This is a genomic window from Akkermansia sp. GGCC_0220, from assembly GCF_017566105.1.
GTDB classification, from domain to species: Bacteria; Verrucomicrobiota; Verrucomicrobiia; order Verrucomicrobiales; family Akkermansiaceae; genus Akkermansia; species Akkermansia massiliensis.
In genome coordinates this window covers 48,201-70,451 of the sequence record NZ_JABFCI010000004.1, presented here as the reverse complement: position 1 = coordinate 70,451, position 22,251 = coordinate 48,201, and the positions used below count along the sequence as shown (strand labels likewise).

Annotated in this window: 20 protein-coding genes and 2 tRNA genes; 5 read left to right on the top strand and 17 right to left on the bottom strand. The window is 59.3% G+C overall.

The window, feature by feature from the left end:
* Positions 1-148: 148 nt before the first annotated feature.
* The 13 genes from rplL to tig form a co-directional block, all read right to left on the bottom strand.
* Positions 149-520: a 50S ribosomal protein L7/L12 gene (gene rplL / locus HJW02_RS04235; RefSeq protein WP_022396951.1), complete on the bottom strand. Its 372-nt coding sequence runs from the start codon at positions 518-520 to the stop codon at positions 149-151.
* A 158-nt stretch (positions 521-678) separates the two neighbouring features.
* Positions 679-1,182: a 50S ribosomal protein L10 gene (gene rplJ, locus HJW02_RS04230; RefSeq protein WP_022396950.1), complete on the bottom strand. Its 504-nt coding sequence runs from the start codon at positions 1,180-1,182 to the stop codon at positions 679-681.
* Positions 1,183-1,203: 21 nt separating this feature from the next.
* Positions 1,204-1,905, bottom strand: coding sequence for a 50S ribosomal protein L1 (rplA, locus tag HJW02_RS04225; RefSeq protein WP_022396949.1), 702 nt, complete (start codon positions 1,903-1,905; stop codon positions 1,204-1,206).
* Between the two features lie 50 nt (positions 1,906-1,955).
* The gene (gene rplK / locus HJW02_RS04220; protein WP_022396948.1) at positions 1,956-2,384 is read right to left on the bottom strand and encodes a 50S ribosomal protein L11; all 429 of its coding nucleotides are present in this window, start codon (positions 2,382-2,384) and stop codon (positions 1,956-1,958) included.
* 63 nt (positions 2,385-2,447) lie between these two features.
* On the bottom strand, positions 2,448-3,017 hold the full coding sequence (gene nusG / locus HJW02_RS04215) for a transcription termination/antitermination protein NusG (protein ID WP_012420087.1): 570 nt from the start codon (positions 3,015-3,017) through the stop codon (positions 2,448-2,450).
* A gap of 27 nt (positions 3,018-3,044) precedes the next feature.
* Positions 3,045-3,272, bottom strand: a complete 228-nt coding sequence (locus tag HJW02_RS04210) for a preprotein translocase subunit SecE (protein WP_012420088.1) — start codon at positions 3,270-3,272, stop codon at positions 3,045-3,047.
* A 33-nt stretch (positions 3,273-3,305) separates the two neighbouring features.
* A tRNA-Trp gene (locus HJW02_RS04205) sits at positions 3,306-3,381 on the bottom strand.
* A 93-nt stretch (positions 3,382-3,474) separates the two neighbouring features.
* Positions 3,475-4,659: an elongation factor Tu gene (gene tuf / locus HJW02_RS04200; RefSeq protein ID WP_022396947.1), complete on the bottom strand. Its 1,185-nt coding sequence runs from the start codon at positions 4,657-4,659 to the stop codon at positions 3,475-3,477.
* Positions 4,660-4,703: 44 nt separating this feature from the next.
* Positions 4,704-4,778: transfer RNA gene (locus tag HJW02_RS04195), tRNA-Thr, on the bottom strand.
* A 205-nt stretch (positions 4,779-4,983) separates the two neighbouring features.
* On the bottom strand, positions 4,984-6,066 hold the full coding sequence (tsaD, locus tag HJW02_RS04190) for a tRNA (adenosine(37)-N6)-threonylcarbamoyltransferase complex transferase subunit TsaD (RefSeq protein WP_102721183.1): 1,083 nt from the start codon (positions 6,064-6,066) through the stop codon (positions 4,984-4,986).
* A gap of 18 nt (positions 6,067-6,084) precedes the next feature.
* A complete protein-coding gene (clpX, locus tag HJW02_RS04185; RefSeq protein WP_102721184.1) occupies positions 6,085-7,455 on the bottom strand; it encodes an ATP-dependent Clp protease ATP-binding subunit ClpX in 1,371 nt (456 codons plus the stop codon).
* Between the two features lie 36 nt (positions 7,456-7,491).
* Positions 7,492-8,148: an ATP-dependent Clp protease proteolytic subunit gene (locus HJW02_RS04180; protein ID WP_102721185.1), complete on the bottom strand. Its 657-nt coding sequence runs from the start codon at positions 8,146-8,148 to the stop codon at positions 7,492-7,494.
* 122 nt (positions 8,149-8,270) lie between these two features.
* A complete protein-coding gene (gene tig / locus HJW02_RS04175) occupies positions 8,271-9,581 on the bottom strand; it encodes a trigger factor (protein ID WP_102721186.1) in 1,311 nt (436 codons plus the stop codon).
* Between the two features lie 367 nt (positions 9,582-9,948).
* Here tig and bamA point away from each other — a divergent pair, with 367 nt between their 5' ends.
* From bamA to HJW02_RS04150, 5 genes are all read left to right on the top strand, one after another.
* Positions 9,949-12,267: an outer membrane protein assembly factor BamA gene (gene bamA, locus HJW02_RS04170; protein WP_180971103.1), complete on the top strand. Its 2,319-nt coding sequence runs from the start codon at positions 9,949-9,951 to the stop codon at positions 12,265-12,267.
* A gap of 33 nt (positions 12,268-12,300) precedes the next feature.
* A complete protein-coding gene (locus HJW02_RS04165) occupies positions 12,301-13,053 on the top strand; it encodes a hypothetical protein (RefSeq protein ID WP_102721188.1) in 753 nt (250 codons plus the stop codon).
* 37 nt (positions 13,054-13,090) lie between these two features.
* The gene (gene metF / locus HJW02_RS04160) at positions 13,091-14,026 is read left to right on the top strand and encodes a methylenetetrahydrofolate reductase [NAD(P)H] (protein WP_022396940.1); all 936 of its coding nucleotides are present in this window, start codon (positions 13,091-13,093) and stop codon (positions 14,024-14,026) included.
* A 52-nt stretch (positions 14,027-14,078) separates the two neighbouring features.
* The gene (locus HJW02_RS04155) at positions 14,079-14,816 is read left to right on the top strand and encodes a tetratricopeptide repeat protein (RefSeq protein ID WP_022396939.1); all 738 of its coding nucleotides are present in this window, start codon (positions 14,079-14,081) and stop codon (positions 14,814-14,816) included.
* A gap of 254 nt (positions 14,817-15,070) precedes the next feature.
* Complete coding sequence (locus HJW02_RS04150) at positions 15,071-15,343, top strand: hypothetical protein (protein WP_022396938.1); 273 nt, start codon at positions 15,071-15,073, stop codon at positions 15,341-15,343.
* Positions 15,344-15,434: 91 nt separating this feature from the next.
* On the opposite strand, the gene HJW02_RS04145 is transcribed toward HJW02_RS04150, so the two are convergent.
* The 4 genes from HJW02_RS04145 to HJW02_RS04130 all read right to left on the bottom strand — a co-directional run bounded on the left by HJW02_RS04145 (position 15,435) and on the right by HJW02_RS04130 (position 22,132).
* Positions 15,435-16,061 carry a TetR/AcrR family transcriptional regulator gene (locus HJW02_RS04145; RefSeq protein ID WP_022396937.1) on the bottom strand — a complete coding sequence of 209 codons (627 nt, stop codon included), beginning with the start codon at positions 16,059-16,061 and terminating at the stop codon, positions 15,435-15,437.
* A 132-nt stretch (positions 16,062-16,193) separates the two neighbouring features.
* Positions 16,194-19,352, bottom strand: a complete 3,159-nt coding sequence (locus HJW02_RS04140) for an efflux RND transporter permease subunit (protein WP_102721190.1) — start codon at positions 19,350-19,352, stop codon at positions 16,194-16,196.
* A gap of 48 nt (positions 19,353-19,400) precedes the next feature.
* A complete protein-coding gene (locus HJW02_RS04135) occupies positions 19,401-20,819 on the bottom strand; it encodes a hypothetical protein (RefSeq protein WP_102721191.1) in 1,419 nt (472 codons plus the stop codon).
* A 23-nt stretch (positions 20,820-20,842) separates the two neighbouring features.
* Positions 20,843-22,132, bottom strand: coding sequence for a TolC family protein (locus HJW02_RS04130; RefSeq protein WP_022396929.1), 1,290 nt, complete (start codon positions 22,130-22,132; stop codon positions 20,843-20,845).
* Positions 22,133-22,251 lie beyond the last annotated feature (119 nt).

Below are 22,251 nucleotides of genomic sequence, written 5' to 3'. Positions count from 1 at the left end.
GGTTGATTGGTTCCTTCCTTGGGAGACGGAACCGACTGGAAGCGTTTTGACGGGTAAAAAGCCTCTAGTCGGTCACGCGGGATGTGAAGACGAGGAAGCGCAACAGGAGAAAAACGGGTCTTCTCCTGTTGCGCGGGAAGTAAAAAGCTTACTTGACGTCCACCTTGGCGCCAGCTTCTTCCAGCTTGGCTTTGGCGGCGTTAGCTTCGTCCTTGGAGACGGCTTCCAGGATGACGGCGGGGGTGCCTTCAACCAGTTTCTTGGCGTCCACCAGGCCGAGACCGGTCTTCACTTCGCGGACGGCCTTAATCACGGCGATCTTGTTGGCGCCGGCTTCCGTCAGGACGACGTTGAATTCGGTCTTTTCTTCTTCAGCTTCGGCAGGAGCGGCAGCGGCAGCGGCGGCTACGGGAGCAGCGGCGGAAACGCCCCACTTTTCTTCCAGAAGCTTGACGAGGTCGGCAGCTTCCAGGATGGTGAGGGTACCGAGTTCTTCAGCGATTTTGTTAATATCAGCCATTGTATTGTTTTCTAGTTTGGTTTCGAGTCGCGCCAAGAGCCAACTTGGCATTTCAGTTCTCCGGCTGGAGTTCCGACAAGGAACCTGTAGGAGAGTCGGGCCCGGTTTTCACACATTTGGCTAGAGTGCAACCGGGCCGTCCGGTCAAGGGGTTAGTATTAGGCGGCGGGTTCTTCGCTGCCGCCGTTTTCTTTGTCCACATATGCCTGAAGAACTCGGGCAAGAGCGGAGCCGGCCGCGTTGATGGTGCCAAGGAGCTTGGCAAGCAGCTGGTCGCGGGGAGGCAGTTCACCGATGGCGCGGATGTCGTCCGCGGAGAGGATGGCTCCGTCCAGGATCGCCACCTTGTATTCGGCCTTCTTGGAGGCCTTCGCAAAGGTATTGATGGCCTTGGCGGCGGCGGCCACGTCGGACGCGCCGGTCACGAAGGCGGTCTGGCCGACGAGGTGTTCCCCGATGTCGGGAAGGCCTGCATCCGTCAGGGCCGTACGCATGAAGTTGTTCTTGGCTACGTGGCACTGGGCGCCGCAGGCGGCCAGGGCGGAACGCAGGTTGGTGAACTCAGGCACGGTGATCGAGGTGTAGTCCACGACGATCAGGAACGGGGAGGCGTTGACGCGGGCGGTCAGGTCGTCAATGATGATACGCTTGTCAGGATTCATGGTGTGCTAAATCGGTTCGGGTTACAGTTTGGCGATGGAAGCGGTGTCAACCGGCAGACCGGGGCACATGGCGCATGAAACGGTGACGGATTCGATGTAGGCGCCCTTGGCGGAAGCCGGGCGGGCCTTGACGACGGAATCAATCAGAGCAACGATGTTTTCAGTGATGCCTTCGTTGGAGAAGGACAGCTTGCCTACAGCGGCGGAGATGTTGGCGTTCTTGTCAACCTTGTAGTCAACGCGGCCGGCCTTCACTTCCTTCACGGCCTTGGCCGTATCATCCGTAACGGTGCCGGTTTTCGGGTTGGGCATCAGGCCGCGCGGACCCAGCACACGGGCAACCTTGCGAACCTCCGTCATGGCGTCGGGGGTGGCAATGGCCGTGTCAAAGTCGACGAATCCTTCCTGGACCTTCTTGATGAGGTCTTCAAAACCCACGAATTCGGCTCCGGCTTCCTGGGCGGCCTTGGCGGCATCACCCTGGGCGAAGACGAGGACGCGGACGTTCTTACCCGTGCCGTTGGGCAGGGAGACGCTGCCGCGGACCATCTGGTCGGATTTGCGGGGGTCCACGGTCAGGTGGAAGGAAACGGTGACAGTCGGGTCAAATTTCGGGGCCGGGAAAGATTTCATGGTTTCCACGGCTTCCGTGATGCTGTAGTTCTTGTTAGGGGTAACAAGCTTGGCTGCTTCTTGATATCGCTTGCTGCGTTTGGTAGACATGTGTGTATTTGGCAGTGCGTTCGGATTGGTTAATCCTCCTGCGGTGAGTGTTACATACCTTCAACTTCAATGCCCATCTGGCGGGCCTGGCCGGCAAGGATGCGGGCGGCGCGTTCGGGGTCTTTCGTGTTGAGGTCCGGGAGTTTGGTGTTGACGACTTCCATCAGCTTGGCCTTGGAAAGAGTGGCGACCTTCTTTTTGTTCGGTTCGCCGGAGCCGGAGGCGATGCCGGCGGCCTTCTTGAGAAGCAGGCTGCCCGGGGGCTGCTTGGTGATGAAAGAGAATGATTTGTCCTTGTAAACGGTGATGACGGTCGGCAGGAGGTCGCCGGCCTGCTTTTGCGTGGCGGCGTTGAACTCCTTGCAGAATGCCATGATGTTTACACCGGCCTGACCAAGTGCCGGACCCACGGGCGGGGAGGGGTTAGCGGCTCCGGCATTGATCTGGAGCTTGATGATTTTGGTTATTTCTTTTGCCATGGTTTTGCTTTGTTAGCGGAGAAAATGAACGGGAGAAGCTTGCTGCCTGCCGGCGAATGGGGCTCAGGCTTTTTCCACCTGCCAGTATTCCAGGTCCACCGGAGTGGCGCGGCCAAAGATGGAGACGCTGACGCGCAGTTTGCCTTTTTCGGGGTCGATTTCTTCGATGGTGCCTTCCTGGCTCTGGAACGGGCCTTCGCAGACGCGCACGGGATCGCCGACGGCGAATTCCACCTTGGGACGGGCGGCGACGGCTTCCGCATCCAGCAGGGGCAGAAGATCCTCCACCTCGCGCTTGCGCATGGGCAGGGGAGCGTTGCGGGAACCGGCGATGCTGATGACGCCGTCAATCTGCTGGATGAAGTACCAGAGGTCCTTGTTCAGGGTGCCGTCCGCTTCCAGCAGGTACATGTTGGCATAGACGTACCCGGGAAAAAGCTTGCTGTGGCGTTCCGTCTTTTTGCCGTTGCGCACTTCGGAGATGAGTTCCGTGGGGACTTCCACCCGGTAGATGAAGTCGGAAAGTTCGGCGTCCTTCGCCTTGCGGATAATGCGGTCACGAACGCTGTTTTCCTGTCCGGAGAGGACGTGAAGAACATACCATTGTTCGTGAGGCTCTGGGGTACTGGGCATGATCGGAGAAAGAAAGTGGGAGTAAAACTAGATTGCCAACTGGATGAGGTAGTTGACCACGCTGTGAAGGAAGATGTCGAACGATGCAACAAACGCGCCAAGGAAGACCATGGCAATCAGTACGACGAGAGTGGAACCCCAGAGTTCGCGGAATTTTTTAAAACCTTTCACCTTGGGATCGCTTTCCCAGGGCCAGGTGGTCTTCTTAAGTTCGCCCTTAACTTCGGCGATGAATTGAGAAATCTTGCGAAACATGCTTCAAGGTGGGGTGATGTATTTGGAAAGAAGTGGCAGGTCAGGAGGGACTCGAACCCCCAACTTTTGGTTTTGGAGACCAACGCTCTACCAATTGAACTACTGACCTGTTGGTGTCTCTTCTTTCGTGGGAAATGAGGGGGCCTGCGGGGAGGCCCCCTCATTAAACCTATGTAGATTCCTCTACAAGTTCCAGGGGAACTTAGTCAAGGATTTCGCTGATACGACCGGCACCCACGGTGCGGCCGCCTTCGCGGATAGCGAATCGCATGGCTTTTTCCATGGCGATCGGAGTGATGAGCTGGACTTCCAGGTTGACGTTGTCGCCGGGCATCACCATTTCCACGCCTTCGGGAAGGGTGCAGCAGCCGGTCACGTCCGTCGTGCGGAAGTAGAACTGCGGGCGGTAGTTGTTGAAGAACGGGGTGTGACGGCCGCCTTCTTCCTTGGTCAGGACGTAAACTTCAGCCTTGAAGTTCTTGTGGGGCTTCACGGTGCCGGGCTTGATGATCACCTGGCCGCGTTCGATGTCTTCCTTCTTCAGGCCGCGGAGGAGCAGGCCAACGTTGTCACCGGCCTGGCCTTCGTCAAGCAGCTTGCGGAACATTTCGATGTCCGTAACGGCGGTCTTCTGGGTGTCCTTGATGCCGATGATTTCGACTTCTTCCATCTTCTTGACGATGCCGCGTTCGATACGGCCGGTAGCCACGGTGCCGCGGCCGGAGATGGAGAACACGTCTTCCACGGGCATGAGGAAGGGCTGGTCCACGGGGCGTTCGGGCTGCGGGATGTAGGAGTCAACGGCAGCCATGAGTTCCATGATGGAGTCTTCAGCGGCGGCGTCGCCTTCCAGAGCCTTAACGGCGGAACCCTTGATGATGGGGGTGTCGTCGCCCGGGAATTCGTATTCGTTGAGAAGTTCGCGGATTTCCATTTCCACGAGTTCGATCAGGTCGGGGTCGTCAACCAGGTCGCACTTGTTCATGTAAACGACGATGGCGGGGACGCCCACCTGGCGGGCAAGGAGGATGTGTTCGCGGGTCTGCGGCATCGGGCCGTCGGAAGCGGCAACCACGAGGATGGCGCCGTCCATCTGGGCAGCTCCGGTGATCATGTTCTTCACATAGTCGGCGTGTCCGGGGCAGTCAACGTGGGCATAGTGACGGTTTTCCGTTTCGTATTCAACGTGGGCCGTGGAGATGGTAATGCCGCGTTCGCGTTCTTCGGGAGCGGCGTCGATCTGGTCATAGCCGCGTGCTTCGGCGAAACCCTTCTTAGCGAGCACTGAAGTAATGGCGGCGGTAAGGGAGGTTTTGCCGTGGTCAACGTGACCGATGGTGCCCACGTTCACGTGGGGCTTGTTGCGCTGGAATTGCTCTTTAGCCATAATGTTTTGTTTAGGTTTGGGCTGCTATGGGTCTAGCTTGAAGATGGAGCTTCTGGCGGGAATTGAACCCGCGACCTCATCCTTACCAAGGATGCGCTCTACCCCTGAGCTACAGAAGCATAGACTTCTTCCGCCTTTCGCTGCTCTTAGAGAGTTGTAAATCCGCCCAAACCTGCGGTTCTAGCGGATAAATAGCATCCTCCCGTGTTGCCTGACGAAAAGCGGACGCTATGTTACGTTTTTAAATACGGGATGTCAATGAAAACATGAACATTTTTTTATCATTATGCCGCAAATACGGGGTGTTCATGTGTAATATCTTTATCAGGAATGCGTTGAATATTTGGATCTGTTCAGATCCTCCGTCAATTTGAGATTGGGGTCAACGTCTTCATCCAGAGAGTGGAACAGTCCCCTGCGGGCTTTAAGGCAGGTGACATAGGCGATCATGGCGGCATTGTCCGTCGTCAGGTCAAAGTCCGGCAGGACCAGTTCCACGTTTTCACGGTCGCAGGCGGCTTTCAGGCGGGAGCGCAGTTCCCCGTTGCAGGAGACGCCGCCGGAAACGGAAAGGGTGCGGTGGCCGGAAACGCGCAGGGCATGCAGCGCCTTGTGAATCAGTACGTCCGTCACGGCACGCTGGAAGGAGGCGCAGAGATCGCGCAGGGTCTGTTCCGGCAGGTCGTGAGGGGCGCCGCTTGCCGTCAGCCTGGGGAGGGTGTAGAGAACGGCCGTTTTCAGGCCGGAGAAGGAGACATTGGCCGTGTGCTCCTTCATCAGGGCGCGGGGGAAGGAGAAGGCCTGCGGGTCGCCGTGCGCCGCCATGCGGTCGATTTCCGGGCCGCCGGGGTAGGGGAGGCCGAGCATTTTTCCCACCTTGTCAAAGGCTTCCCCTGCGGCGTCGTCCAGGGAACGGCCCAGGAGGCGGTAGTCCCCCACGCCGCGCACATCCACAAAGAGGGTATGGCCGCCGGAGACGACCATGCCCAGATGGGGAACGGGGCCTCCGGGACGTTTAAGGAAGGGGGAGAGCAAATGGCCTTCCAGATGGTTGACGGAGACGAAGGGCTTTCCCGTCGCCAGCGCCAGCGCCTTGGCCGTGCTGTTGCCTACCAGCAGGGCGGCTACCAGGCCGGGGCCGCCCGTGGCGCCGAAGACATCGATGTCCGCCGGGGTCACGCCGGCTTCACGGCACGCGGCCCGGATGACTCCGGGAAGGTCCGCCGAGTGGTTGCGGGAGGCCAGCTCCGGCACCACGCCGCCGTGCCGGCGGTGGATGGCGATCTGGGAGGAGATGATGGAGGAGAGTATTTCCGGCGCTTTTCCCTCCCCGGCGGAACGCAGGATGGCGACCGCCGTTTCATCACAGGAGGATTCTATTCCCAGAACGGTGAGGGATTCCGGCATGGCGGAGAAGCGGGGGAGTTAGGAGGCCTGGCGGATTTGCGCCGGTTTTTTGTCGGTAACCGTTTCCCTGGTGATGGTGACGGAGTCCGCGTCTTCCATGCTGGGCACCTTGTACATGACGTCCAGCATGAGGGTTTCAAAGATGGAACGCAGGGCGCGGGCTCCCGTGCCGCGTTCCATGGCTTCCGCGGCCATGGCTTTCAGGGCGTCCGGCTGCACATCCAGCCTGGCGCCGTACATGGCGAGCAGTTTGGAGTATTGCTTGACCAGGGCATTTTTAGGTTCCGTGAGCAGGCGGACGAGCTGGCCTTCATCCAGCTTGGAGAGCGGGCAGAAGATGGGCAGGCGTCCTACGAGCTCCGGAATCATGCCGAAGGAGAAGAGGTCTTCCGGCATCGCCTGGGCCAGGACTTCCTCTTCCGAGTATTCCTTGCGGTCGCGCTGTTCCGTGATGGCTCCGAACCCCATCTGGGTGGCGCCGAGGCGTTTGCGGATGATGTCTTCCAGTCCGACGAAGGCCCCGCCCACGATGAAGAGGATTTTTTCCGTGTTGACGCGGATGTATTCCTGCTGCGGGTGTTTGCGGCCCCCGGTGGGCGGAACGTTGCAGATGGTGCCTTCAATGATTTTCAGCAGGGCCTGCTGCACGCCTTCCCCGGAGACGTCCCGCGTGACGGAGACGTTCTGGGTCTTGCGGCCGATCTTGTCGATTTCATCCACATAGATGATGCCCTGTTCCGCCTTGGCTACGTCAAAGTTCGCGGCCTGGAGAAGGCGCAGGATGATGTTTTCCACGTCTTCCCCCACGTAGCCGGCTTCCGTCAGCGTGGTGGCGTCCACAATGCAGAAGGGGACGTTGAGCATTTTCGCCAGCGTTTTCGCCAGCAGGGTTTTTCCGGAGCCGGTAGGGCCGGCCAGCAGGATGTTGGATTTTTCAATTTCCACGTCGTCCAGGGATTCGTCCTCCAGCATCACGGCGCTCTGGCGCAGGCGCATGTAGTGGTTGTACACGGCTACAGAGAGCACTTTTTTGGCGTAATCCTGGCCAATGACGTACTGGTTGAGCGTAGCGCACATTTCTTCCGGCGTGGGCAGCGGTCCTTCGTAGGAGGCCGGGGCGCCCGGCGTTTCCTTGAGCATATCCGCGGCAGCGGCCTTGCGGGCCTCCGCCTGGCACATGGCATAGGCGGAGGGCTCCATGCTCAGAATGCCGCGGATGAAGCGGGTCGCCAGCGGAAGGCCGGTATCCTTCACAATCATGTTGACGCAAATTTCAACGCAATTGTTGCAGATATAGAAGTCTTCCGCTATCTGGATGAGCTTGTCCACCTTGTTCCCGGGCTTGCCGCAGCAGGAACAGGCAGGAATATGAGGGTTGGAACCGGACATGGTTTTTCAGGGAGAGAGAAATGGGGGAGGCAGGGGTCAGGCCTTGGCCTTTTTCTTGTCGTCCCGTCCGTCGGAATGATGCGTCAGCACCTTGTCCACCAGGCCGTAGGCCGCGGCTTCCTCAGCGGTCATGTAGTTGTCGCGGTCGGCGTCCTTTTCAATCTGCTTTTCCGTTTTGCCGGTGTGCTTGGCCAGAATGCCGTTGAGGCGCTTCTTGAGGTTGAACATGAAGCCGATGGTGCGTTCCACGTCGGAGGCGGTGCCCTGGGCGCCGCCGGAAACCTGGTGGATCATCACATGGGAGTTCGGCAGGCAGAAGCGCTTGCCGGGCGTGCCCGCCGCCAGAAGGACGGACCCCATGGAGGCGGCGATGCCCAGGCAGTACGTGTTCACGTCACAGGAGACGAACTGCATCGTGTCGTAAATCGCCAGGCCCGCGGTGACGGAGCCGCCGGGGGAGTTGATGTACACGTGGATGTCTTTTTTCGGGTCGGCCATCTGGAGGAACAGAAGCTGGGCAATCACGGAGTTCGCCACATCGTCGTCAATGGCGGAACCGATGAAGATGACGCGGTCCTTCAGGAGGCGGGAGTAAATGTCAAAGGCTCGTTCGCCGCGGCCGTCCTGCTCCACCACCATGGGGACGTAGTAGGCGTTCATGGGGCCTGATTTGGAAGATTGGTCTTGAAACATGTTTGTTGAAGATGGGATGTTGTTTTATTTAATGTATGCTACCCGTCTGCAGGATGCAAAACGGGGGAGTCGGGCATGTGCGCGCCAACTCCCCCTGGTAAGGTGTCTTGTGCAGAGGAGGGTTATTGCTCGTCTACCGTTACTTTGGCCTCTTTTGTCAGGAAGTCCAGAACCTTGGCTGTCAGCAGGCTCATTCTGATGCCATGCACGCGGCCTTCGCGCTGAAGTTCGCGGATGTAGGACTTGAGGTTCTTTTTCTGCTGGCGGGCCTGGCGGGCCACTTCATTGTAGAGTTCCATTTCCGTGACGGCGATTTTTTCCACCTGGGCCACTTCCTGGAGCATGAAGAAGACCTTGAGATTGCGCTTGGCTTCCTTTCTGGCTTCTTCGCGGGCTTCCTCCACAAACTTGTCCATGTCCGCCGGGGCGTTCCCGCTGTACATGGCCTGCTGCATCTTCTGCTGGAGGATGCCGTACACTTCGCGTTCCACGACGGCTTCCGGCAGGTTGAAGTCAAGCATGTCCGCCAGCTTTTCCGTGATCTGGTCGGCCTTGGCTTCGTCAATCTGCATGGTCTTGCGCTGGGCCAGGTTTTCCTTCAGGGCGGTTTTCAGTTCTTCCAGGTTCTTGCCGGGAAGCACCTTTTCCGCAAAGGCGTCATCCATGGCCGGGAGCTGCTTTTCACGCACTTCCTTCACGGTGGTGTGGAACACGAGTTCCTTGCCGCGCAGTTCCGCCATCGGGAAGGTATCCGGAATGGTGACGGTGATATCCTTGCTGTCGCCGGCCTTCAAGCCTTCCAAGGCGGAGGCGAAGCCGGGCAGGAACTGGTCTTCCTCCACTTTCATCCACTGGCCGTCGCGGCCTTCCAGGAAGCCTACGGGCTTGCCCGCGGCTTCCGCTACGGGCTTGCCGTCCAGGGTGGTCTTGAAATCAATGATCGCCACGTCATCCTTCTTCGCGGCGCGGTCCACGGGGGTAAATTCCGCAATCTGTTCGGCCAGGGAGTTCAGGGCTTCCTCCACGTCCGCTTCCGTCACTTCGGAGGAGGGGACCTTGACTTCGATGCCCTTGTATTCCGGCAGTTCGAATTCGGGAACCACGGTCATCGCGCTGGTGGCGGTGTAATTTCCCTGGTCGTCGAGGGATTGTTCCGGCTTGCCGAAGTTGAGCACTTTCAATTTGGGATTTTCTTCCAGAGCGGCGGAGCAGGCCGTTTCAAAAAGAGTGTCCAGCAGTTCTTCTTCAATTTCCTTCTTGAAACGTTTTTCAATGATGGACTTGGGCGTTTTGCCGGGGCGGAAGCCGGGCAGCTTGGCTTTGCCGGCGTAGGAATCCACAATAGAGGCGCGGCGCGCGGCCGTGGTTTCTGCGGGGATGGAAGCTTTCAGCGTGGCTGTGCAGTCCGGTTGAATATCAACGTTGATTTCCATAAATAATACGGTCAGTGTTAATTGAAAGTGGTTCTGTCTCGGCTCCGGTATGGCGGCAGCGGTCAAAACACGAGCGGCAATAAATGTAATGAGCGGGTATCTGGAGTGCAAGCTATTGCACGGGAATGACACAATTGCCTTTCTCAGGCGCACATGCGCGCGCAACGTAAGAAATGCAGGGCAACTGCGTTCTACGCGGAATCACGTCTTGACTATGCGGACGGAAAAGTCCTTTATATCCCAAGCATTAAGTTCAGCTCTCATGATTCGTCCCGTTTTTTTGTGTGTTTCCTTTCCCCTGATAGCATGTTCGGCTGCTTTGGCCCAGGATAAGACTTCCCTTAACAGAGGCGGCTACGGTTCCGTAATGACCCCGGAACAGGTGGTGCGGGAACTCGGTCCGGAAACGGGGCTTCTGCCCGGTGACCAGGCGTATGAGGGGCGTCCCGTGAAAAGCGTCTCCGTGCGTTATAGAAGCACCGGCAAGACCGTGTCCGAAGACCGCCTGAAAAACCTGCTGGCTACCCAGCCGGGCACCAATTATTCCCCGGAAGTGGTGAACAAGGACTTGGAACGGCTGCTGGAAAGCGGCCTGGTAGGCGGCAATACGACGGTGGCTGTGGAACCTTCCGGCGACGGCGTGACCGTGGTGTTTGAAATGGCGGCCCAGAACCTGCTGGGCGGCGTGGGCTTCCGCGGCAACACCGCGTTCGACAACCGGGACCTTTCCGAGGAATGCGGCTTGAAGGGAGGGGAAGCCCTCAGCGACAAGGCCCTCAGCAGCGCCATCTCCAAGCTGCGCACCTATTATCAGGAAGCCCGGTATCCGGATGTGCGCGTTTCCTATTTTTACCAGAAGACGGAGCGCCCCGGCTTTGTGGACGTGGTCTTTGACATCAATGAAGGCAAGAAGGCCAATATCATCAACATCGATTTTGTAGGCAACGACCACATCAGCGCCAAGGACCTCCGCCAGGTGATGAAGACCAAGGAGAAGGGCTGGCTGACCTGGATTACCAAGTCCGGCCGCATTGACCGCGAGCAATTGGAGGACGATCTGGCGGAACTGGTGACTTATTACCGCAACAAGGGCTACCTGCGCGTCAAGCTGGACAAGGTGGAATACTTTGACGCCGGCAAGGGCAACGAGCAGAAGCTGACGATGAGGATCACGCTTACCGAAGGGCGGCGCTACAAGGTCAATCAGGTCGCCTTCGGCCCCACCAAGGTGTTTACGGCCCAGGAGCTGATTCCCGGCTTGAGCATGTACAACGGGGATACCTATTCCGCCCAGAAGGTGGCCGACGACGTGACGATGATTCGCCGTTATTACGGCTCCCGCGGGTATGCGGACGCCGCCGTGCGCCCGGACATCCAGGAAGTGGGCATTGATCCCAGGACCGGCTATGGGCAGATCAACATTGTTTACCATGTGACGGAAGGCAGCCCCTACCGCGTAGGCAACATCCGCCTGACCGGGAACAACCGCACCAAGGATTACGTCATCCGCCAGGAACTTCCCCTCCAGTCCAACGACCCCATGAACTCCGTGGACCTGGATACCGCCCAGAAGCGTCTCCAGAACCTGAACTATTTTGACATGGTGGACGTGGCCCAGGTGGGTTCCACGCGGCCCGGCTACCGTGACATCAACATTGAAGTGGCGGAAAAACGCACCGGTTCCCTGAACATTGGCGTGGCGTTCTCCTCCATTGAAAGCGTGTACCTCTTCGCGGGCATCACCCAGTCCAACTTCGACATGTATGACTGGTCCTCCTTCGTGGGCGGCGGCCAGCGCTTCGCCATCAATACCCGCGTGGGTTTTGAAACGCAGGATGCCAGCATCTCCTGGGTGGACCCGTGGTTCCTGCACCGCAAGCTGGCCTTCGGCACGGAAATCTTCTACAGCAATTCCACGTACTTCTCCGACTATTACGACCAGCAGAACTACGGCTTTGCCGTTTCCCTGCGCAAGCCGATCGGGGAACTGGATTACGTGAAGCTGGAATACCGCCTGGAACAGTACCAGATTGACGCCAAGGGTAACGCCCCCATCTTCTTCTGGCTGCAGGACGGCGATTACCTGCGCAGCCACGTGGAACTTTCCTACACCATTGATACCCGTGACGCGCAAATCTTCCCCCGCAAGGGCGGCAAGTTTGAAGTGCTGGCCGGTTATTCCGGCCTGGGCGGCGATGTGAAGACTTACAACTTCGGCATCAACGGCTCTTATTACTGGAACTTGCGCGGAGACACCATTTTCAGCATCAATGCCGGTGCGGCCACCGTGGATTCCTACGGCGACCATGACGTACCCATTTTTGAACGCCTCTACCTCGGCGGCCCGTACAACATGCGCGGCTTCCGCTTCCGGGACGTGGCTCCATACAATCCGGCTTTGAGCGGTGATGAAACGATGGGCGGCCGTTCCTCCTTCTTCTGCCAGTTTGAATATTCCATTCCGGTGATTGAAGAAGTGCGCGTCGCCGTGTTCTACGACATCGGCTTCGTCAACGGGGACGCCTTTGACTTCAGCGCATCCAAGATCGTTTCCGACTACGGGATCGGCCTGCGCCTGAACCTGCCCATCGGTCCTCTGGCGGTGGACTATGCCATTCCGATTCAGAAGAACAACGCCATCGACCGCGGAGGACAATTCCAGTTCTATCTCAACTATTCCTACTAATTTTATTCAATAATCCCTCTACCATTTGACGACATGAGCAATTTCCGCATCCTTATTCTGGTGTTCCTGGTGGTGGTGCTGGCCGTTCTGGGAATGATCTATGTGAACATTTCCTCAAGGATGGATGTGATTCAACAGCAGCAGATAGCCCCCGTGCCCGCTCCGGCAGCCGTCAATCCCTCTCCTTACCTTCCCATGCCCACGCAGACGCCCGGCACCGCCGTTCAGCCGGTAGTCGTGGCGGACCCGGTGGTGAGCGAGGAGCTGGCCCATGCCACGGCCGAGCTGGAACGGATGAAGAAGGAGAATGAAGATTTGAAGAAGCGCCACGCCATGGCGGAGGAGGAACGCGCCCTGCTGGAACGCCGGAGCATTGAAAAGGGAGACCCCCGCCTGCAATGGCTCAATGAGATCAAGGACGCCGAACAGGTGGGACGCGTGACGGAATACTACCGTGACGCCAACCTTGTCCTGTTCCAGTCCATCGGCCAGCCTGACCTGAAAGTGGGGCAGGAACTGGGCATCCGCAGGCGCGGAAGCATCTTTGTCTCCCTGATTATCGACGGAGTTGACCCGGACGGGAAGGTGTTCCAGTCCTACGTGAAGCGCAACACGCTTTTTGACAACAATGACAAGGAGCCCATCAAGCCGGGGGATGAAGTGATTGTCCCGCCCGCAAGCTGGCAGGAAAACATGATGGGAGAAGGCGAGCCTGGCGCGGCCCCGTCTGCCGCTCCCGCTCCTGCGGCGGCGCCCCAGCCGGTAATGATTCCCATGGAGCCGTAATGCGGGTCCGGATAGAGCCAAGCCAAATAAAGAAAAAGTGCATCTGAGAGAAAGATTGCAGTCGGGCGCGGGCCCCAGTCTGTCCTTTGAATTTTTCCCGCCCAAGAACGAGCAGGCTGCGGCGGCCCTGTACCAGACCATCCGTGAACTGGAACCGTACCATCCCAGTTTTGTCAGCGTGACATACGGCGCGGGCGGCTCCACCCGTGAGCTTACCCGGGAGGTGGTGCTGCGCATCCAGCATGAATCCCGCATTCCCACGGTGCCCCACCTTACTTGCGTAGGCCACAGCCGGGAGGAAGTATGGAGCATTCTGGACCAGTACGCCCAGGCAGGGGTGCGGGCCGTTCTGGCCCTGCGGGGAGATCCCCCGCGCGGCACGGAAAATTACAACCGTGATGCGGATGCCTTCCGCCATGCGGCGGAACTGGTGGCTTTTATTCGTGAATATAACGAATCCGGACGCCATCCTGATCCGGACGGGTTCGCCATAGGCGTGGCCGGCTTCCCTGAAGGCCATCCGTCCACGCCCAACCGCCTGCGCGAGATGGATTTTCTGAAAGCGAAGGTGGATGCCGGCGCGGATTATATCTGCACCCAGTTGTTTTTTGACAACCATTCTTTTCTGGATTACCGGGAACGCTGCCTGCTGGCCGGCATCAAGGTGCCCATTCTGGCCGGAATCATGCCCGTAACCAGCCTGTCCGGCATGAACCGCATGGCGGAGCTTTCCGGGGGCACGTGTTTTCCGGCCCGGCTGCTCAAGGCGCTGAAACGCGCCGGCTCCAATCCGGACGCCGTTCAGGAGGTAGGCATCCAGTACGCCTCCAGCCAATGTGCGGAGCTGCTGGATTCCGGCGTGGACGGCATTCATTTTTATACGCTCAACCAGAGCCGCGCCACGCGGCAGATCTACAGGAACCTGGGCCTGAAGGATTCCCTCCAGCTTCTGGAACATGGCGAAGATAAGTAAAAAGCTGATTGATTTGGCCGGGACAACACGATAGAAACCTCTTCAACATATTATGGATATCAAGGATATTAAACGGGCCATGGACAATATGCCGATGGGCGACGGAAGCGCGTTTGCGGAAATCTCCGTCGGTCCGGCCAAGCATGAACAGTTTTTGGATGAACACTACGGAAAGGTTGCGCTGGTCGTGCTGCTGTGCGTTCTCGGAGCCGCCGGATGGATCATTTACAACGGCATGCAGGATTCCATGGAAAGAAAGGCAGGCGCCGCGCTGGTGGCCGCCATGCCGGAATCCCCCGCTACCGGGGAAATCTCCCTGAATGAACAGGGGCTTCAGCAGGTGGTGGCGGATTTTGACGATTCCCGCGCCGCCGTCACCGCCACCTATCTTCAGGCGGTCGCCCTGTGGAACGCCGGCAAGGAGGATGAAGGCGTAGCCAGGATGAAAGCTTTTATTGATTCCGCTCCCACGGAGGAATGGAAGGCCCAGGCTTCCGTTACCCTGGCATGCCGCCTGATGAACCGCGGGAAGGCGGATGAGGCGGATGGCCTGTTCCGTTCCGTGGTGGACGCGGGGGATCCCACTTTTTCCGGTTTTGCCACCATGTGCCTGGGGGACATTGCCCGGGCGAAGAAGGACAATGCCGCCGCGGGAGCCTTTTACCGTGAATTGGCGGAAAAGTTCCCGTCCAGCGCGTTTGTCCTCCAGCGCGGAGGCTACCTGTTGCGCAAGAGCCTGTTTGATATTCAGAGCCCCGTCCGCATCGAACCCGCTGCGGAGCAGAAATAATCCGGGCGGACTTTTCCGGAGCTTTCCGGAAGATGAACGCTTTCTACATCCGCATGTCTGTTCTTTTGCAGCGCATGCGGATTTTCGTGTCCAGGAGCGCCGGAACAGGGCGTTCCAAAGGGTCCGCTGTGCATAACAGGCGTCATGATTCCGGGAATTTCTCTCCGGGCTGTGACATGCTTAAACAAATCATGCGGGCACGCCGCGCTTACTGGATGTAAGCCGGGCTGCCGGCATTACCAATATTTCACACCATGAACAAGCATATCAAATCCCTCTGGCTCCTTCCCCTGGCCGGGCTGTCTCTTTCCCTGATGCCGTCCTGCACGACGGACAGTTACGGAAACAGCACCGTGACGCCTGGCGGGGCCGCCGCCATCGGCGTGGGCGCGCTGGCCGCCGGGGCTGCCATCGGCGCGGCGGTCCAGCATGACCGCGACAAGGACAGGTATCGCAATGACTGGCATCATCACAATCCTCCGCCTCCGCCGCCCCGTCCGCCCCACCGACCCCATTGGAGGCGGTAAGGGAAAGCCCATGGCCCGCAAATCCTGCGGCGCTCCAGCTTTGCGGGAAGAGCGCGGCGCAACGTGGTATTTCCGGAGTCCCGTAGAGTTCTCAGGACTGGCGGATGCCGCGGAGCGCCCAGGTCATGCGCTGCCTGGCGCTCTCCGGGTCATTGAGGATGGAGCCCAGCAGATCCAGCACGGGCCGCACGGCATTCGGGTCGTGCACTTGGAGTTGTCCGGAAAGGATAAAAGGAGCCCCGCCGCAGCAGACGAGGTAGATGAGGATGTTCATGGGGTCTCCCTGGAGCACGGAACCTTCCTCCTGGGCTTCCCGTATGGTTTCCAGCAGGACGAGGGGGTGGCGCGTATGGATTCCTGAAATGAAGCGGATGGCCGCCCGTTCTCCCGCCAGGGCGTCCAGCACCAGCTGGGCAATGAACTGGCCGTGGCGCAGCAGGAACTCCATGACGTCTTCCAGGATGGCTTCCAGTTTTTCAAAGGCCGGAAGATGAATGTTGGCGTGGGTTCTGACGCCGGTGAACAACGGTTCGTACCAGCGTTCCAGCAGTTCGTTCAGAAAAGCTTCCCGGTTGCCGAAGTGATAGACAAAGCTCCCCGTATTGGTGCCGGCGCGCAGGGACAGGCCGCGGATGGTGAGAGCGCGGAGCCCGGATTCCCCGACGATCATGGCTCCCGTATTGAGCAGGTGCTCTCTGGTGGATTTCCGTTTGGGCATGACGGTGAAGCTTAAGCACCCATGTGTGCTCCTTATCGGCCCGGAAGGCAAGGACTTGTTACGTCTGTCATTGTAAAAGGCGGAACCGGGGCCTCGTCCTTCCCCGGTTCCGCCGCTGGAATCCCGAATGGATCAGGAGGTTGCTTCCAATTCTTTCCGGCGGGAGGAAATCCAGCGGGAGAAGAGTTTGGCTGTGGCCGGAATGATGAGCAGGTTCAGGATGGTGGCTGAAACCAGTCCGCCGAACTGGACGATGGCCAGCGGCCCGAGCAGTTCGCCCCCGGGCTTGTCAATGGCCCAGATCAGGGGGAGCAGGCCGAGCACCGTTGTAAGGGAGGTCATGATGATGGGAACCACGCGTTCCAGCGAACCTTCCCGGATGGCTTCCGCCGGGTTCATGCCCTTGTGTTCCAGCGCCCGGTACCTGTTGAGCAGGATCAGGCCGCTGCGGATGGCGAAGCCGATGACGGTAACGAACCCCACGATGGAAGCCACGGAGAGGATGGGCGGAATGTACGCGGCGCCGAACAGGGAGGACAGCGTGCCGGGGGAGGCCAGGAAGACGGCTACAATGCCGCCCACCAGGCACAGCGGAATATTCACCAGCGTCAGCATGGCGCGGCGGACGCTCCCCAGCGCGGAGGAAAGCAGCAGCACAATGAGCACCATCACGATGGCTCCCAGCACGTAAAGCCGCTCGGAGGCGGATTCCCGCGCCTTGATGGTGCCGTCATAGTCCACTGTGCAGCCCATGGCGTTCATCACCGGGTCCAATTGTTCCCGGCAGGCTTTTGCCAGGTCCCCCAGGTTGGAATTGGGGGAGGGGTTGCAGGAGATCATGGCCTTCCGCATGGTGTTGTCCCTCAGGATGAGGTTGGAGACCTCCTCCCGGTACACCTGCGCCACGTCGGCCAGGCGCACGGTCTTTTTATTGGGGGAAATGAGTTCCAGGTTCTTGATGTCTTCCATGGACGTCTTCAGCCTGGGATCAATGCGCAGGACAATGTTCCAGTGGTCCTGGTTCTTGATCACTTCCCCCAGCTTCTGGCCGTTCATGGCCGTGGAAACCTGTTCCGCGGCGTTCGCCATGGTCAGGCCGTGGGAGGCCAGGGCTTCCTGGTTGTACTGCACGCGGATGGTATCCACCATGATCTCCCGGTTGGCGCGCGCGTCCGCCACCTCCGGCATGTTCGCCAGAATCTCCTTGGCCTTCTGGGCCGCCAGGCGGAGCTGGGGCAGCTCCGTGCCGTAAATATTGATGGCGATTTCCGAGTTGGAGCCGGAGAGGGCGGAACTGATGCGGTGCGCCAGCGGATAGCCGATCATGGAGCTGGTGCCGGGAATATCGTCAATGCACTTCTTGATGGCGGCGCGCAGTTCCTTCTGGTCCTTCTCCAGGTCTACGCGCACGAGCAGTTCGGAAGCGCTGACGGGTTCCGCGTGTTCGTCGTTTTCCGCGCGTCCCGTGCGCTGGGTGACGCTGAGAACGCCCGGAATGCGTTCAATGTCCTTCATCACCGTCCGGGAGATGCGCTCCGTTTCATCCAGGGAAGTGCCCGGCACCGTGCTGACGAAGACCGTGTAGCAGTCCTCGTTGAACGGCGGCAGGAAGCTGGTTCCGAAGGTGGACCCCAGCCACAGGGCCAGCAGCGTGATGGCCGCCATGATGGCGCAGACCGTCTTGGAGAAGCGCAGGCAGAATTCAAGAATGGGCGCATAAATGCGCTTGATGAGGCGGGAGCTGAAGGAGTCCCCGCTTTCCAGCGTGGCGGCGTTTTTGCTCTTCTTGAACCACATGTAGCAGAGCACCGGGGTAATGGTGACGGCTACGATGAGGGAGGAGAGCAGGGCCAGCATGTAGGAGATGCCCAAGGGGCGGAAGAACTGGCCTTCCAGCCCGGACAGGAAGAGGACCGGCGTGAACACCAGCAGGATGATGACGGAGGAGAAGGAGATGGAACCCACGATTTCCCCCTTGGCCTTCATCAGCACCTCATACTTGCTCTTGCGCTTGTCCTCCGGCAGGGCGGCGTTCCGGTTCAGGTGGCGCCACGCTATTTCCACGAAAATGATGGCGTTGTCCACCACGTCCCCCACGGCCACGGCCAGGCCGCCCAGGGTCATGATGTTAATGGCCAGCCCGAAAATGGGGAACATCATCATCCCGAACAGGACGGACAGGGGCATGGAAATCAGCGTGATGATGGCCGTGCGCAGGTTCAGCAGCGTCAGGAAGATGACGATCATGACCACCGCTCCCGCAATGAGCAGGGTCTCCGTGCCGTTGTCCAGGGACATTTCAATGAAATCCGCCTGGCGGTAGGCGGTGGTGTGCAGTTTCATGCCCTTGGGAAGCTGGCTCTGGCTGAACTCCTTGACGGCTGCGTCCACAGCCTGCGTCAGGGCCAGCGTATTGGCTCCCGGCACCTTCTGCACGGAAAGCACCACGGCGTCTTCCCCCATGAACCCGGCGTCGCCCCGTCGCGGCGCGCCGTCTATCTTGACCTCCGCTACGTCCTGAAGCCGGAGAATGCCGGAGGCGTGGTCCGGAACCAGGGCGCGGTTCAGCTGTTCAATATTGGCGGTGCGGGTATCCTGCTGAATGGGGAGCTCCTGCCCGGCCACGTCCTCCAGGTACCCGGCGGGCACGGAAGACTGGGATTCCTCAATGGCCGTTTTCAGGCTGGAAAGGTCCACCCCTGCCAGCTTGAGCTTGTTGGGATCGTAAACCACCTGGTATTCCGGCAGGCGGCCGCCCAGCACCGTGACCTGCCCCACGCCGGGGATGGCCAGCAGGCGCGTGCGCAGCTTGTATTCCGCCAATTGCCGCATGTCCAGCGTGGAGGTGTCCTTGTCCCCCGTCAGGGCGATCAGCATGATTTCCCCCGTTACGGAGACGATGGGCGCCAGCTCCGGGGACGTGCCTTCCGGCAAGGACTCTCGGACCGCGCCCAGGCGTTCCGTTACGATCTGGCGCGCCTGGTAGATATCCTTGTCCCAGTCAAAGTCCACCCATACGAAGGAGAGGCCGCTGCCGGAGGAGGAGCGCACGCCCTTGACCCCGGCGGTGCCGTTCATGGCGGACTCAATGGGAATGGTGATATACTGCTCCACTTCCTCCGCGGTAAGGCCAGGGGCTTCCGTCTGGATGGTGACGCGCGGAACCTTCAGTTCCGGAAACACGTCCACGGGAATATTTTTCACCACGAAAATGCTGATGACCGCCAGCGCAATTGTCAGCAGAATCACGGTGATTCTGTTATTCAGGCAGAATGAAATTAGAAAGTTCATCGAATTCCTGTTTCTATTAACCGTTCTCTAATCACGTTGAGCTGAAAATCAATGTTCCCCTTCGTGGAACTGGCCGTCCGCATGGAAATGCCCGGCCGCCTTCTTGCTGCCGGCGTCTCCCGTGGGCAGGATGTATTTCAATTCATAGCCGCCTTTGGTCACGATGGTTTGTCCCGGCGTCAACCCCTTGACGGGCGTTTTTCCCTGCCGTGCGGGCAGTGTTTCCACCTTCTTCATGACGAAGGTATCGTCCGCCGCCTTGATGAAGACCACGTCGTTCACCCCCACCTTGACGACGGCGCTGTTGGGAACGGGAATAAAGCCGTCCGTGGCGGCGTCATGGGAATACAGGTCCAGCCGGGCAAGCTGTCCGGCATGCGTCCCTTCCGGCATGCGGTCCGGAACGAAGTACAGGGCACGGGACTGCGTGGCGGGGTCCACCTGGTCCGCCACCCGCAGGGTGCCGTCCAGCACTTCCGTATTTTTTCCGCTGGTCAGGGCCAGCTGGGCCTTCGCGTAATGGACGGGGTCAGCCCCGTAAATGGTGGTGGCGAATTCCAGTTCCCCCTTGTTGGTCATGACGAGGGCGGGCGCGCCCTGTTCCCCCCAGGAACCCTGGGTCATGTTCACGGACTGGACGGAGCCGTCCGCCGCGGCGTACACGTAAAGGAGGTTGTTTTTCAAAGCTCCGGAATCCGTCACCAGCTTCAGTTTATTATTGCTGGCGTCCAGAGCGGCCCGGAGGCTGTGGATTTCCGCTTCCTTGAACTGGATGGAGGTGTTCAATTCACTGTTACGGGTGCCGATTTTTTCCAGTTGGGCCCGGCGTTCCTTGAGGGTATTGAGTTCCGCCGCGGCGCGGTCAAGGGCAGCCTGCGCCTGGGAGGCGTTTCCTTCCATCTCCACGATGTCCGGTGAGGCCAGCGTGTACAGCAGTTCCCCCTTGCGTACCTGCTGGGCGGACTTGACGTTGAAGGTGACGCGCCCGGCGGCGGGAAGGGCGTACGTCGTTACCGCATGGGGAGGAATAACCATCTGGCCGTGAAGGGTCTTTTCCGCGCCGTGAGTGGCTTCCGTCACCTTTTCAAAGCGCATGTCCAGGGAATGGCGCGCCTTTTCATCCACATGCACGGGAATCATGTCCCCCGGCTGGCCGGAACCTTTCTCCGCGGTCTCTTCATGTTCGTGGTCGCCCGTGCAGGCTTCCCCCTCTGCATGCTGGTGGCCCTCAGGCTCGTGGTCGCCTGTGCAGACGGAGCCGTCCGCGTGCTTGTGTTCCTCATGGGCGTGGCCCTCGGCGCAGGTTTCCCCTTCCTTGTGCTGGTGGTCTTCATGGCCGTGGTCCGCCGTGCAGGCGGTGCCGTCCTCGTGTTTGTGTTCCGTAGGTGCCGGCTGCTCTCCGCGTGCGGGATTGAGGCTGAAAACGGGAGCCAGGCCCAGGATGATGGAAAAATAGAGACGTTTCATGTTCGTTAAAATGATGAAGATTTTTATTTGGATTGAAGGTTGGCGTGGGTGAGGTAGCGCAGCTGGGCCTGAATGGCCAGCAGCTTGTCCAGATTGTCCAGGAAAGCCAGACGGCTTTCATAAAGCTGGTGGCGGTTTTCCGCCAGCTCCAGCAGGGAGGCTTCCCCGATGCCGTGCAGTTTCTCCATGGTCCGGACGGAGGAGGCGAAGGACTCCATGCGCTGAAGCTCCGTCCGGCAGTGGCGGAGCACCATCTGCTGGCTGGCGTCAAGCTGTCGGGCGTTGAACAACTCCGTTTTCCAAAGCTGGATGGTTTCCTGCCTGGACAGGTTCCGTGTGCCGCGCGCTTCCGCAATGGCCTTGCGGTTGCGGTTCCAGAGGGGAAGATTGAACCCTATTTCTCCGCCCACTTCCTTTTCCCCGTCGTCACGGGTGAAGGAGGGCCCGAGCTCCAGTTCCGGGTACTGCCGGCGGATCTCCGTCTTGAACAGGGTTTCCGTGGTGGCGTAGGTTGCCAGTTGGGCCTTGATTTTCGGGGCTGAGGCCAGGGCGGCGGGGCCGGGCGCCGGCACGGCGGCGGGCAGTTGGAAGCCCTGTCCCGTCAGGAAGCCGAGCTTCCGTGCCGCGGAGGGATGCAGCCCCATCAGCCTGACCAGCTCCATCTTCTGCTCCAGTTCCGTTTCCGTCACAGTCTGGAGTTCCCGGATGGCGTCGTTCATGCGCTGGGAAGCCACTTGGCGGGAGGAAAATTCCACTTCCCCTGCGCCAATGAGTTTTTCAATCACGCCGTTTTCCTGCCGCACCGCATCCAGGCGTTCCCGGATGACTGCCTTGCGGCGCTGGGTAACGGCCAGCTTGCTCCAGGCCTGGTCCAGGGAACTGAGAAAATCCAGTTCCGCCTGGCGGAGGGTCCAGAAGTCCGCCTCCTTGTACTGCTCCGCCACCTTTTTTTCCAGGGCGGGAAGACCCGTCACGGGAATGGTGAAGCCCAGGCTGCCGGACATGTTGAGCGTATTTTCCTGGAGGACTTGTTCAATATCCCAGGAAAAGGACGGATCGTTCCACCAGCCCGATTGTTTGGCTGCTTCATTGCTGGAAGCCAGTTTCAGGCGTGCCTTGTTCAGATCCGGATTCATGACCAGGCCGATCTGGCGTGCCTGGTTCCGGGTAACGGAGATGTGTGTGTCCACGCGGGATGCTTCTTTCCAGGAGGCTTCCTCCGCATTCAGGTCGATGGGTGCGCTGTGATAGACGCTGCATGAACTGAGGAAGGCGGTCAGGCCTAGCCCAGCGAAAAATGGTATGGATTTCATGATGAAAAAGAGAATAGAAATAGTTCGGTCCAATCAGGTTTGGACAATGCGGCAAATAATTCCGCGGAAACAAATAAGGCCGGACGCAATCAACAAGCAGCGTTCAGCCGGAAACGTCC

Coding starts and splice junctions, on each gene's coding strand:
- HJW02_RS04135 (WP_102721191.1), bottom strand. CDS start 20,819: ATGAAACGTCTCTATTTTTCCATCATCCTGGGCCTGGCTCCCGTTTTC.
- HJW02_RS04150 (WP_022396938.1), top strand. CDS start 15,071: ATGAACAAGCATATCAAATCCCTCTGGCTCCTTCCCCTGGCCGGGCTG.
- clpX (WP_102721184.1), bottom strand. CDS start 7,455: ATGTCCGGTTCCAACCCTCATATTCCTGCCTGTTCCTGCTGCGGCAAG.
- tsaD (WP_102721183.1), bottom strand. CDS start 6,066: ATGCCGGAATCCCTCACCGTTCTGGGAATAGAATCCTCCTGTGATGAA.
- HJW02_RS04165 (WP_102721188.1), top strand. CDS start 12,301: ATGAGCAATTTCCGCATCCTTATTCTGGTGTTCCTGGTGGTGGTGCTG.
- HJW02_RS04155 (WP_022396939.1), top strand. CDS start 14,079: ATGGATATCAAGGATATTAAACGGGCCATGGACAATATGCCGATGGGC.
- rplA (WP_022396949.1), bottom strand. CDS start 1,905: ATGTCTACCAAACGCAGCAAGCGATATCAAGAAGCAGCCAAGCTTGTT.
- nusG (WP_012420087.1), bottom strand. CDS start 3,017: ATGCCCAGTACCCCAGAGCCTCACGAACAATGGTATGTTCTTCACGTC.
- tuf (WP_022396947.1), bottom strand. CDS start 4,659: ATGGCTAAAGAGCAATTCCAGCGCAACAAGCCCCACGTGAACGTGGGC.
- tig (WP_102721186.1), bottom strand. CDS start 9,581: ATGGAAATCAACGTTGATATTCAACCGGACTGCACAGCCACGCTGAAA.
- HJW02_RS04180 (WP_102721185.1), bottom strand. CDS start 8,148: ATGTTTCAAGACCAATCTTCCAAATCAGGCCCCATGAACGCCTACTAC.
- HJW02_RS04145 (WP_022396937.1), bottom strand. CDS start 16,061: ATGCCCAAACGGAAATCCACCAGAGAGCACCTGCTCAATACGGGAGCC.
- HJW02_RS04130 (WP_022396929.1), bottom strand. CDS start 22,132: ATGAAATCCATACCATTTTTCGCTGGGCTAGGCCTGACCGCCTTCCTC.
- HJW02_RS04210 (WP_012420088.1), bottom strand. CDS start 3,272: ATGTTTCGCAAGATTTCTCAATTCATCGCCGAAGTTAAGGGCGAACTT.
- rplK (WP_022396948.1), bottom strand. CDS start 2,384: ATGGCAAAAGAAATAACCAAAATCATCAAGCTCCAGATCAATGCCGGA.
- bamA (WP_180971103.1), top strand. CDS start 9,949: ATGACCCCGGAACAGGTGGTGCGGGAACTCGGTCCGGAAACGGGGCTT.
- rplJ (WP_022396950.1), bottom strand. CDS start 1,182: ATGAATCCTGACAAGCGTATCATCATTGACGACCTGACCGCCCGCGTC.
- rplL (WP_022396951.1), bottom strand. CDS start 520: ATGGCTGATATTAACAAAATCGCTGAAGAACTCGGTACCCTCACCATC.
- HJW02_RS04140 (WP_102721190.1), bottom strand. CDS start 19,352: ATGAACTTTCTAATTTCATTCTGCCTGAATAACAGAATCACCGTGATT.